At 60.4% G+C, this 12,235-nt stretch carries 4 protein-coding genes and 4 pseudogenes; 5 read left to right on the top strand and 3 right to left on the bottom strand.

Annotated features, from left to right (window positions below; translation table 11 throughout):
* Positions 1-649 precede the first annotated feature (649 nt).
* The 5 genes and pseudogenes from tnpC to HU230_RS40250 all read left to right on the top strand — a co-directional run.
* Positions 650-1,195: pseudogene (tnpC, locus tag HU230_RS40270) on the top strand (IS66 family transposase); the annotation flags it as partial.
* Between the two features lie 473 nt (positions 1,196-1,668).
* On the top strand, positions 1,669-1,896 hold the full coding sequence (locus tag HU230_RS40265; protein ID WP_166072492.1) for a hypothetical protein: 228 nt from the start codon (positions 1,669-1,671) through the stop codon (positions 1,894-1,896).
* 377 nt (positions 1,897-2,273) lie between these two features.
* Positions 2,274-3,284 (top strand): anthranilate phosphoribosyltransferase, encoded by a 1,011-nt coding sequence (trpD, locus tag HU230_RS40260; protein ID WP_176533560.1) that lies wholly within the window; start codon positions 2,274-2,276, stop codon positions 3,282-3,284.
* Between the two features lie 234 nt (positions 3,285-3,518).
* Complete coding sequence (locus HU230_RS40255) at positions 3,519-3,704, top strand: hypothetical protein (RefSeq protein WP_173640776.1); 186 nt, start codon at positions 3,519-3,521, stop codon at positions 3,702-3,704.
* Positions 3,705-5,635: 1,931 nt separating this feature from the next.
* Positions 5,636-6,681: pseudogene (locus tag HU230_RS40250) on the top strand (M20 family metallopeptidase); the annotation flags it as partial.
* A gap of 942 nt (positions 6,682-7,623) precedes the next feature.
* On the opposite strand, the gene HU230_RS40245 reads toward HU230_RS40250, so the two are convergent.
* The 3 genes and pseudogenes from HU230_RS40245 to HU230_RS40235 all read right to left on the bottom strand — a co-directional run bounded on the left by HU230_RS40245 (position 7,624) and on the right by HU230_RS40235 (position 12,180).
* On the bottom strand, positions 7,624-8,577 hold the full coding sequence (locus HU230_RS40245) for an IS481 family transposase (protein ID WP_176533561.1): 954 nt from the start codon (positions 8,575-8,577) through the stop codon (positions 7,624-7,626).
* Between the two features lie 142 nt (positions 8,578-8,719).
* Positions 8,720-9,684, bottom strand: a pseudogene (locus HU230_RS40240) (IS481 family transposase).
* A 1,213-nt stretch (positions 9,685-10,897) separates the two neighbouring features.
* Positions 10,898-12,180 (bottom strand): annotated as a pseudogene (locus HU230_RS40235) (IS256 family transposase).
* Between the last annotated feature and the right edge of the window lie 55 nt (positions 12,181-12,235).

Raw genomic sequence — 12,235 nt, 5'->3', positions numbered from 1 at the left:
CCATTGTCGTTTCGTGGACAGGTTTGCGGGACTCAGGGTTCCCTCCCGTGTTTCTCGTCAATGGGTCTTAACGCGTGACGGCTCCCTTCCCTCCAGCGGGTCCCGGTGAGCCCAGTTCCCCGCCTTCCTCGGTACTACGAAGCCGCTACGACTTCCCGCCGCGCATGTCCGTCAGCTTATGTCTTCGCCTCGGGATTCCACATGCCTTGGTGTTTCGTGTTCGCGTCTGCGCTCCCGATGTTCGCCAAGTCGGTCATCGGGCCCGGAGCATTGTTCAGGCCGGTGCTCCTGTCCGGCCGATTCATGTGGACACAAACGGGACATCTCAGGTTTCCTGGTGGCCCATCCCGTACCTTTGCCCTGCTCTGAGACCCCGGCCGAACCGGTAAGCCTGACCATAGCGACTTTCCCAGTGCTGCCCCCGGATCCAAAACGGCGAAGGCTTCAGCACGACCATGATTTCGAGGCTGCCACAGGGCTTCAGTACCCGCTGTCTACGCTTCACGAATGACGTTGCCGTCACCCATGCAAGACTCGCTTCCGGCTGGCGGGCTCCGCCTTTGCCGCGAGGGCGTCGAACCCTCTGGGTCGCGTTGAAAGGTTTCAGGTCACATTCTTCCTCCTTTCCAGGACTTATCCTGACGCAAGCTGGTCGCACATGCGACGTAACTTCTACGAACTTGCCACACCCGGTCCTGCGCCCATTGCGAGCGAGGCGCTCAAGCATATCGCCGAGTTCTATGCCATCGAGAAGGACATCCGTGGCTGCAGCGCCGAGGAGCGCCGTCTCGTTCGGCAACAGAAAGGCCAGCCGCTGGCGGAAGCCTTCGAGCGGTGGCTCCGCGCAAAGCTCGCGTTGATCAGTCAAAAGGGCAAGTTAGCCGACGCCATCCGCTATGCGCTCTCACGCTGGGAGGGCCTGACGCGCTTCATCAATGATGGCCGTATCGAGCTGGACAACAACGCCGTCGAGCGATTGATCCGTCCGATCACGCTGAACCGGAAAAATGCGCTGTTCGCAGGCTCCGACGGCGGTGCCCAGCACTGGGCCGTCATCGCCTCCTTGATCGAAACCTGTAAGCTGAATCGCATTGACCCGCTGGCCTATATCACCGATGTCCTCACCAGAATCGTCAACGGTCACCCGAACCGCCAGCTCGACAGTTTGTTGCCATGGAACTACGGAAACGGCTAGAATCCGGCCTGGGCGAAGAAAATCGACGAACCAACATTCTTGAGGCGCGCCGGTGAGCGACAAGAACATCTTGTGGCAACAGGACGGGGTCGATCCCGGTTGGTTTACAGCCGAACACATCGGATCGATCAGGAGCAGCACGAGTTACCGCCCGGGCGGTTGGTGGTTCTTGCCTGCTTGGCTACCGGACACGCAAGAACACGACGTTGGTCCATCTAAAATCAAGACTGCAGCACTAGCTGAGGCGGACCGGCTGGCAGCCCTCCACAAACGAAAAACATAGAGGTCAGCTCACGTCTCGAACCCGTGTGTTCGGAACAGCGCTTACCGCCCACCTAACAATCCGGCATGTCTTCGGTCGGAAGGCCTGAAGAACATGCCGCAAACCAACCGACGCGAAGGAACACCATGATTCAAAACCAGCGGCTTCGTTTGGCTTCGCCCCTGAAGGCTGCCATCCCCTTGCTTTTGCAATGACCGCCCTCATCCCAGAGCGAGTAGACGCGCGCGATCACGCGCCGACCGTAGAGGAGAAAGAAGCCTGCATGGAGGACGTGTTCCGCCTGTGCAGCAGCCATATTCCGGATCGCGTCGCCATCATCGCTTGTCTCATATCCAAGCAATCGAGGCTCAGTCGTCTGAAATGTCGCTACATGATTTCCGCTGGTGACGCTGGCAAGAAGAGTAACGAACCGAAATGAGGGGATGGCGAGCCAGGTGGCTGCTCCTTCGCCTCAGGCTCAGAGATTGCCGACCGTGACCAGCAGGCCGTCACGCGATGGCGGGACAACAGGCACGGGCAATCGAGAGCGACGTCGATAACTTAGAACTGACGGACACGGTCGCCGATTACTTCTATCGGGCAGCTCAGCCTGGAGCGCTTGACCCTCACGTAGCGTCAGGTTGTAGCCTGACGAAGGAATCGCATTTAAGCGGCAGATACGCAAGCATCGAGGACGGTCTGCCGCGAGCGGGTGCTCGCACAACAATATCAATGCAATTGACGCCACGCCTCGTCGACGAAAAGTCCCCTATTGAACGAGGAGCCCGAGGATAGACAGGTAACGTGTGAAGTTCGATGGAAGCGCTTAGATCGATCATTGGCAAAGTTGCCAGCGGCACCACTCTGACAAGTGAGGAAAGTGAGTTCGCCTTCGACAGCATGATGTCGGGGCAAGCGAGCCCTTCACAGATCGGTGGCTTGTTGCTGGGAATGCGGGTCCGCGGCGAGACCGTCGAAGAGGTCACCGGCGCTGCCTCCGCGATCCGCAATAGAATGCCACGGGTCGATGCGCCATGCGATCCCATCGGTATTGCTAGCACGAATGATACCCCGTTTTGCTCAGTCAACGTGGAGACGTGCGCCTCCTTTATCGTCGCCGGGGCCGGCGTTCCTGTCGCCAAGCACACCGACCGCGCAGCGTCATCAAGCTCGAGCACCGCGAACATTTTGGCGCGCCTAGGCGTGAAGACCGATCTCACGCCTGAAGCCGTTGCTCGTTGTCTACAGGAAGCCGGCATCGGCTTTCTGTTTGCGTCGGCCCAGTATCCGGCCATGCAGCGTATTCGCCAGATCCGAACTGCACTTGGGACTCGCACGATTTTTAATCTAATCACACTTCTGTCCAACCCCGTGGGAGTTAAGCGGCAGATGGTCGGAGTGTTCTCTCGTGAATGGGTGCAGCCACTGGCCCTAGTGTTGAAGAACCTTGGCGCCGAATCGGTGTGGGTGGTGCACGGCTCAGACGGGCTCGATAAGATAACCCTTGCCGGCCCGACTTTTGTTGCCGCGCTCGAGGCGGGTGCAGTCCGCACCTTCGAGGTGACGCCAGAAGATGCTGGGCTCCCCCGCCACACCGAGGCGCTGGAGAGCGGCGATGTGGACGGCAATGCCGTCGCGCTGCAAAGCGTGCTCGGTGGCGCAGCAAGTCGATATCGCGATGCCGCCCTTTTGAACGCGGCGGCGGCATTGATCGTGGCCGGCCGGGCCTCCACGCTCCAGGAAGGCGTCGCACTTGGCCAGGAAGCGCTTGATCGCGGCGCCGCAGCCACCCGACTGGAGCGCCTGATCGCGGCTTCCAACGAATGACAACTGAGTCGGGCCCTGTTCAGTTGTGACCGCCAAGGCCAACATTCACGAATGCTCGCTGCTCCTGCGAGGCTTGCGAGCTTGCGCCGCTTGCCCAGGCATCAACGCAGTTGGCATCGAATAGGTGGCAAGAGCCGGCCTTCGTCGTCGGCGAGAGCCTGTTGCGGCGCACCGTTGCCGAGGTTTCAGAGCCCGCTACGTGGTGCTAACGCTGCCGGCCAAAGGAGATGATCGATGACGTTCGCACAAAAAACGGAAGCACTCGGATCCATCGCAACGATAGAACACATCATTCGCAAGTTTAGGGAATTGATTGATACGGACAGCTCGATCCCCCCGGAGCTGCGGGGCGCGCTGCACGCAATACTCGATGAGCATCTTATCGATGCAAAAAAGCGTGTTCTCTCACGGGGACATTAAGCGCGCCAATGCCCTGCATAAGGAGAAACAATTTGCCCTGGCCAGCGCCCGCCAATACTGCAATCGGCATGATCCTGTCCGCACGGCCAGTCGGCGACGTTCCAGCCATGCACCGATCGCGCCGACGGAATCCAGCAGCATGGCCGCCCCTTTCTGCCTAGCGGGGATAGGATTGAGCTCGACGAGATCGAGCTATTGCTCATTGGTCTACAGAGAAAGCCAAGCACATTATATCCATCGAGATGGTCCAGCTTCAGGCCCGTTCTCGCGCACGGCCGTCGGCCAAACCGTCGGCGATTGCCTTAGGCTGACTGCCGCGTTCGGCCTGCCGGTGAGCCATGCCGAGATTGCCACTTTCGGCAGAACCACGGCGCTGGTGATCGAGCGCCTTGCGGTGGACCGAGGATGGCCGCTTGTTCCGGCTGCCGCAGGAGGACTGCTGTCAGGCGCTGTCTGCTTGCCGCTACGCAAGTATCCGGGCGCGGCGGCCGGCAGGGTGGAGCTTCTTGATCTGCCAGAAAGACAGCGATGTCCCTTCCGAGGACCAGGCGATTCTGCTGAGGGCGCAGATTCTCTTTTGGCCGATCGGCGCAACGCATGCAGATGAAGCTTGTGACGTCGGTAGGGACATACAACTCCTACAGGATTGCCGGCGTACAGGGGCGGCATTTCGTGCAGACCCGCGAAACAGCGGGCGTAGCGAAAAGGCTCGTTCGAGATTCTATTGAAGCTATGGCAACTACCGCCAAAGCTGCTCTCGACAAGATCGAAAGCAAGCTGCACACGGGATTTCTCGGATCGATTCATACGTCGGTAAAAGCTGCCCGTCATGCAGCGCCTGGGTTCATTGAGAGTGCAATACCGGACAACCACGGTTGCTGCCGCCGGCCGACTAGGGGATGCCGCCGATGCCTTGTCACCTGCGCATTGTGGATCATGCGTTCCATGACGCACCGGCTCCCTCGTTCGGAAGTGAGTTGCCGTCACGCATTGCCGGACATCTCCTACACCGCTTGGTCTTTGCTATATCGCTGCGAATTGACGAAGCCGGCACGCCCGACATCACCAACACGGCCGTCGACTGAACGCTGCTGCAAACAAGAGCTGTCAACAGACAAAAAGCGAACCCGCGCATTTTCGGGACATGTGCCTTCACAAAGCCCGATGTGCCGAACCGAGCAGCCGGGGAACAGCGAGGCCTCCGGCAAACCCTCCCGGCCGAGCAGGAGGGTGCCTCCGCCTCTTCGATGCGCGCGGCCATACGCAGGAATGCGTGCGGCCAGACACCAAAGCGCGTGCAGCTACCTCGTGGAACGAGCAAAGATCGACAAGATTGTCTCTCAGGGTGTTGTAGAGCGCTGCGCTATCACGGCACGCGCGCGTGCGAGCCGGCACTCACGGCTTCTCCGATCACCGGCAAGCACATCCTCCCGGAATAAGACCACGAGCAGCGCATCGAATACGTGCACTTGAACGAGGAAGGCGGGCGGCCGGCTCCACAGGTGCATTCTGCGCTCCCGCCGAAGCCAAGCCGTGCCAGGGAGCGGCACGGCACGTTCTTGGATTGATGTCGTGGTTTTGCGCAACAGAAGGCAGGTCAGCAATGCGAGGACGGCCCATACCAGGGCGCGCTCCTGAGCTTCTACAATTGCGCCGACACCTACCAGCCCTGGTAGCTCAGTTACTATCGATAGCCGCGTAGCATCATTGCCGCGGCAAGACCGGCTTCACAAGACCAGGCTTCAGAAGGCACAGGTGCCCCACAACAATTGCGCATCTTAAGACCTTCGCGCGAGATCATGATAGAATTACCGTGGGTCTTATCCTGATCTTGTATGAGCGATGAGAGGCGAGTTCACAGGCGTCAGGCGACGTCCAGCGATCCGTTTCGAGCAACGGCAATCCTCGAGGGTATCTGACGTTGGGTTGAGATCGAGTCTCCAACGGAGCGGCCGGATCAAGTCAACAAGCTCGTCGACCTCGTCGCCGCAGGCTATGGCGACTTGCCGGCAACTGTGGAACGTGTCGCGGGACGCGACGGCCGAGGGGATCACCTGATCGCACGCTCGTCCTGGGGCCAGGAGGCACCGGGCGTCCTGGCGCTGAGCCATCTCGATACCGTACACCCGATGGGCTTCATCGAGCGCCTGCCGTTCCGGATCGACGGCGACAGCGCGTTCGGTCCCGGCATCTACGACATGAAGGGCGGCGCGTATCTTGCGTATGATGCCTTCCGGCGGATCTGCGCCGATGATGCGCGCTCGCCGCTCGGCATCACCCCTCTCTACTCATCGGACGAGGAGATCGGCAGCCCGACCTCGCGGGCGCTGATCGAGGCCGAGGGCCGCAAGGTGTGCTGGTGAACGAGCCGGCGCGCGACGGCGGCAAGATCGTCACCGGACGCAAGGGCGTCGCGCGCTTCGACTTGCATATCAAGGGCGCACCGGCGCATGCCAGCACGCGCCCCGAGCACGGCCGCGGCGCGATCCGGGAACTCGGCCATGTGATCCTGGCGCTGGAGGCGATGAACGATCTCAAGCGCGGCATCACCGTCAATGTCGGCGTCGTCCGCGGCGGCACCAAGCCGAACGTGATCGCCGAGGAGGCCTATGCGGAAGTCGATCTGCGCGTGCCGACCATCGCCGACGCCGACGAGCTGGTGCCGAAGATGCTCGGAATCACCGCGCGCACCGAGGGCGTCACCGTGAAGGTGACCGGCGAACTGAACCGTCCGCCCTACGAGAAGAGCAACGCCGGCGCAGCACTTTACGAACACGCCGGGGAGCTTGCCGCCGAACTCGGCTTCGAGCTGCTCGATGTATTCACCGGCGGCGGCTCCGACGGCAATTTCACAGCGCCGCATACCGCGACCCTCGACGGCGTCGACGGCAAGGGCGCGCATACCCATTACCAACTCTACATCTCCTCGATTGAGCCGCGCGCCCGACTCCTCTATCGCCTTATCAGCCACTGCAATAATTTCGACCAGCCGCCGGCCGCGACCGCGGCGTACGCCGGATCGGGGACACGCTCCGATATTCGCGCGGCACGCCTCGAATGGCGCAATGGGTCACATAAATCCCTTCCTGTCAGGCCGACCTGATCGAACACCATCCGGATCTCGCATTGGGCACTGAGGCTTCGGTGCCCATCCGACTGATTTCATGACTACCGCACGGCCGGATGTCCGGCCGCGAAATTGACTGCGACTAGAGCGGGTAGCTGCCGCGCAGGCACGAACCTTTCCGGCCGGAGCTCGTCCGCCCGAACCTTGTTGTCAACTGGGGTGGCATTGTGACGCACATCGAGACACAGAATGATTCAGCAACAACACTGTACGCGGCGTTTTGCGAGCAGACCTTGGCGCTTAGGCACGTGCATACAGGCTGCCAAGAGAACTTGAACCGGACGTAGCGTTAAATTGTACAATCTTAGGAAGGCACGGGTCTTCATCTGCCGTCCGGACTGTGAAGGATTTCGAATGTCTCACATGGGCATAGCCACGCCGCAATGCTTGGGCGAGATCCTGGTCCGCGACAGCCGACCGCTCGAGATGTCTATGCGTTGCGTGTTGATCGCGGCGCCGCGGCTAGCAGGCGGTTGTGAAGGGGCTGCCATCCCACAGCGATACCGTTCAGCTGTCCTAAGCCGCATCACCGCAGAGTGGCCGAGATCAGAGAAGATCAACTTAGACCTCACTTCAAAGACAATCAAAGCGGCGAGCCAGCTTCTCGCACCGCCTACAGCGCTTTTGGGCGGTCCCAGCGCGCAAGCGTGCGACAGTGCGCGCGACTACGGCGACCTGCAAAGCTCTTGCGTTGCAACGCCTCGCTCGGTGTAACCGGCGCGACATCAGAAGAGATAGCCTGGCATTCAGGAGCAGCAAGTTGAACGAGCCCGATGACGTCAAAAGGTTCTGTTAGTTGTGGAATCTCAACAGGTCGTCCATCGGAAGGCCGAGGCGGCTGATGGGCGGTTTGGCTTGCAGACTACCGTGGGGGCGATGCCAGTTGTAGTGATGAAGCCAGATTGGCAGGTTTTTGGCCCGCAGGTCTGAGGTGTCGTAGGCGCGAACGTAGGCCCACTCGCGGAGCGCGGTCTGGATGAAGCGTTCAGCCTTGCCGTTGGTTTGCGGTCTGTAGGGTCTGGTGAAGATGTGCTTGAGGCCGAGCTTCCTGCACGCTCTGGCGAAGGCCTTGGCGCGGTAGCAGGAGCCGTTGTCGGTCATGATGCCGGTGACCTTCATGCCGAGGCTGCGGTAGTAGGTGACAGCCTCCTTGAGGAAGGCGATGGCACTCTCCTTTTTCTGATCCCGCCGGATCTGGGAGAAGGCCAAGCGCGATGTATCGTCGATCGCTACGTGGACGAACTCGTGGCCGGCGCCGCGGCTTTCGCCCTTCTGGCGATCGTGGGTGATGCGGTGGCCTGGTCTTACGAACCTGCCGAGCTTCTTAATGTCGATATGGATGAGCTCGCCGGGCTGCTCGCGCTCATACCGGCGCACCGGCTCCGCAGGCTCCAGATCGCGTAGCCGGCTTAATCCCAAGCGACGAAGGATGCGGCTGACAGTGGCCGGCGACACCGCGACCTCGGCTGCGATCTGCTTGCCGGTGTGGCGCCGCCGGCGCAACGTCTCGACGGCGGCGCGCGTGGCAGGCGGGGTTTGGCTTGGCGATGAATGAGGTCGCGACGAGCGGTCGCGCAAACCATCGACACCTTCTGCGCGGAACCGCTTGACCCACTTGGCCACCGTTTTCGGTGTCGTGTTAAACTGATCCGCCGCGGCGGCCTGGCTCAACCCGCCCTCGACCACGCCCCGCACCATCGCCTCTCGACCTTTGGGCGTCAAAGGCGCATTCTTGTGGACGTTCATCCGGTCTCTCCTTGAAACGCTGAAGCTTCGCAACCTCAGCTTCCTCGGTTCAGACCAGATGGACAACCTCCTGAGACACCAAAGCTAGTCGACCACATTGAAGGCCAATGCCGGGCCTTTATCGGCTTCAAAGATGAAGACCCTAGGTGTTTAGTCCCGGCATTTGCTGGAGCGGATTGAGGGTGAATCGTTCGGGCTCTTTTGTCCAGGCTTTGCAGATATATTCGTAGGGCGTGAGGCCCTTCAGGGTCTTCAGCCGCCGAGCCTAGTTGTAGGCGGTGATGAAGTCGGTAAGGTGAGCTTCGAGCTGATCGTGTCGATCGTAATGATAGCGTTGGACGGTCGCTTCCTTGATCGTGCGGTTCATGCGCTCGACCTGCCCATTGGTCCAGGGATGCTTGATCTTGGTCAGCCGATGTTCGATGCCATTCTCTTGGCAGCGCATATCGAACATATGTGTCACGTATCTTGCCGTCGGGCCGTCCGCGTAGCGCGGCAAGAAGGTGAACTGGATCCCATTGTCGGTGAGAACCGTATGGATCTTGTAGGGGACAGCCGCGATCAGAGCTTCGAGGAAGGCCGAGGCGGAGGTCCTTCCCGTCTTCCTAGCCAGTTGTACGAAGGCGAACTTGCTGGTGCGACCGATTGCGACGTAGAGGTAGAGCTTGCCTTCGGCGGTCTGGAGCTCAGCGATGTCGATGTGGAAATAGCCGATCGGATAAGCCTTGAACTTTTTCTTCGAAGGCTTGCCGCCTTCAACCTACGGCAATCGGCTGATGCCGTGGCGTTGGAGGCAGCGATGCAGGGACGACCGCGTCAGATGCGGGATGGTCGGCTGCAGGGCATAGAGGCAACCGTCGAGCGGCAGCAGTGTATGCCGCCGGAAAGCGACGATGACCGCCTCCTCCTCGATGGAAAGGACTGTCGAGTTGGCTTCCTTGGGGCCTGTCGAACGATCGGCGACGTCTCGCGCTGCTTCCACTTCGCGACAGTCTTCTGGTTGATCCCGTAGCGCTTGGCGAGTGCTCTCAGGCTCTCTTGACTATTTTGTATTGCTCGACGGACTGCCTCCGTCGTGGTGGCGCAGCCGTGTAAAACTTGTCCCATAGCGCATCCTTCGAATCGTGCGACAAGAATGCACCATCAAAGCTTGGGACTAAACACCTAGAGCGGCCTTTATGTGCGGCGAGCCCGTATACCAAAGACCGGGCAGGAAACCGTCATCGTGGTGCGCCTATCACCACCGCCAGATGCACGCAAGCGCTGTCGAGCAGAACCGAGCAGGTGATCGCGTGCCTGAGATCTCTCAGGCAATATCCATTGTTCCCACTCCATGACAACCATCGAGAATAGCGTTGTCCTGCTGAGTCCGCATGATCATACCCGCAAAGGCCACGCGAAGCATGTCATCGAGGGTTAGACGTTTCCGACCTCCCACTGAACTGCATCGGGACACGCGCATGCGCCGACCGAACCACACGGAGATGCACCTCGTCTGCAAAATAATGAGCCTATCAATAAGCGACGTGCGTGGCTCTATCCAGTTGTTTGATCGCACCGGTGACATTAGACGCCGCGAGGCAGATTAGATGATTTTTAAGTCCATGACCGCAAGAAGAACTGACCCATCTCCGGCCGGAAGAACGTTGGTGCCTCGGATCCTAATCATGAATGCTGGTACGGCTCAAATGTCGGGCGCTGATCTGACAGCAGCTCAACTTTCGCTCGCCGCCAACCCGGCTTGCCGTTCAGCGTGGTTTGCTCAGGAGGGAGACCTCTAGTTTCCCCGGTAGCTATCCCAGCCGATCTGCTATCCTTCATCGGCGCGACGCTCAATATCGACGCCTCGAGCCTGTCGCAGCTTGTGCCTGGAGGCGCTCGCAAAGCACCGGTCCTTGATGATTGCACTCTGCTGTCCGAAGCGCTCGTAAAGCGAATTAGCAACTCCGCATTCGTCAGAAATCCTCTTGGAGAATCTATCCCTGCTACTTCAGTGAAGGTTTGCACGCTTGGCGGATGTGCTATGTGTCGCGCAGCCGGGAGACGACTTCGCTCTGCAGCGCGGTCCTGATCTATTGAATCGCAAGAGCCACTTCCGACAATTGGCGACGTGTGTTGGCCTTCTGTTGCCCAACGGACGCGTCACGACGAACCCAGACGAACTATTCAGAGCGGTCACCTCCCTGAGCTCTGAGACCGGCAGCGTAATTGTTAAGTTGGACAATGGAACCGGTGGGTTTAGAAATGTCATCTTGACCGGCGAGGAGAGCAGTCCACTACCTAGGGAGCTATCGCCAAATTTTGGTGACGGCGCGGCCGGTCAGGCGGCGGCGGTTATGGGCTGACGGTCAGTCGGTTTGGCGATGACCTCGATCCCGTCGTTGAATGTCACACCGAGAACGAGTTTTGGCAACTGGTTGTGGCCATCGAGACGACGCCGGCTTTTCTGCGCGGCCTCAAGCAGTTTGAAGACCATCGCGAGCGCCGTTCTGTTGGACAGGCAGCCCTTCGATCGGATCGTGCGGTGGCGCACGGTAGCGAAGGTGCTTTCAATGGGATTGGTGGTCCGCAGGTGTTTCCAGTGTTCGGCCGGGAAGTCGTAGAACGCCAGTAGCGTGTCCCGATCCTTGCTCAGGCAGTCGGCCGCCTTCTCGTATTTGGGCGTATAGCTCTCGATGAAGGCGTCGAACGCCAGCTCGGCGGCGGCCTTGGTTTCGGCCATCCAGCTCTCCTGCAACGCGCGTTTGGCTTTAGGCTGCTGGCTCTTCGGCAACTTGGCGATCACGTTGGCGGTCTTGTGTACCCAGCAGCGCTGCTCGCGCGTTTTCGGCCAGACCTCGCCGGCGGCCTTCCAGAACCCGAGCGCGCCGTCGGCGGTCGGCGATGGTGAGCCGCGGCGGCACGCCGAGCCCGCGCCGCTTCAGGTCGAGCAGCAGATCGCGCCAGTCCTGCGCGCTCTCGCGGGCGCCATCGGTGAAGCCGACCAGTTCCTTGCGGCCTTCCGGCGTCGCGCCGATCAGCACCAGGATGCACTGCTTTTCGTCTTCGAGGCGTGCTTGGAGATGGATGCCATCGGCCCAGATGTAGACGTAGCGCTTCGCCGACAGATCGCGCCTCTGCCACGCGGTGTGTTCGTCAAGCCAACCGTCCTTCAGACGGCCGATGCCGACAACCCGGCAGCATCCTTGCCGAGCAGCGCCGCCAGAGCCTCGGAGAAGTCGCCGGTGGAGATACCCTTCAGGTAAAGGATCGGCAGCAGCGTCTCGATCGATTTCGAGCGGCGCATGTAGGGCGGCAGGATCGACGGAGAGAACCGGATGCGGTCGGGATCGGTAGCCTCCGCCTCGCGATCGCGTACACGCGGCTGGCGGACGCCGACCGGACCGATACCATCCATCACCTCGCGTTCCGGCAGGTGACCGTGGCGCACGAGCGCTGGTGGCCGTCCGCAGTCTTCAAATCGGCATGCTTGCCGAGAAAGTCCGCGACCTCGGCCTCGACCGCCTGGGCCAACAGAGCACGCGCCCCATTGCGCAAGATTTCGGTGAGTTGATCGTCGACGTTTCCTGGCTGAATCAACTTGATGATGTTATCTTTGGACACGGCATATCGCTCCTTCGGTGGAGAAGTGGAGGCGTCAAGCACCCCCACGATATGC

It is taken from the genome of Bradyrhizobium quebecense, from assembly GCF_013373795.3.
In the GTDB taxonomy this organism is placed as follows: Bacteria; Pseudomonadota; Alphaproteobacteria; order Rhizobiales; family Xanthobacteraceae; genus Bradyrhizobium; species Bradyrhizobium quebecense.
The sequence above is the reverse complement of the archived record's forward strand: the minus strand, read 5'-3'. Positions and strand labels throughout refer to the sequence as shown.

Coding starts and splice junctions, on each gene's coding strand:
- HU230_RS40265 (WP_166072492.1), top strand. CDS start 1,669: ATGACCGCCCTCATCCCAGAGCGAGTAGACGCGCGCGATCACGCGCCG.
- trpD (WP_176533560.1), top strand. CDS start 2,274: ATGGAAGCGCTTAGATCGATCATTGGCAAAGTTGCCAGCGGCACCACT.
- HU230_RS40255 (WP_173640776.1), top strand. CDS start 3,519: ATGACGTTCGCACAAAAAACGGAAGCACTCGGATCCATCGCAACGATA.
- HU230_RS40245 (WP_176533561.1), bottom strand. CDS start 8,577: ATGAACGTCCACAAGAATGCGCCTTTGACGCCCAAAGGTCGAGAGGCG.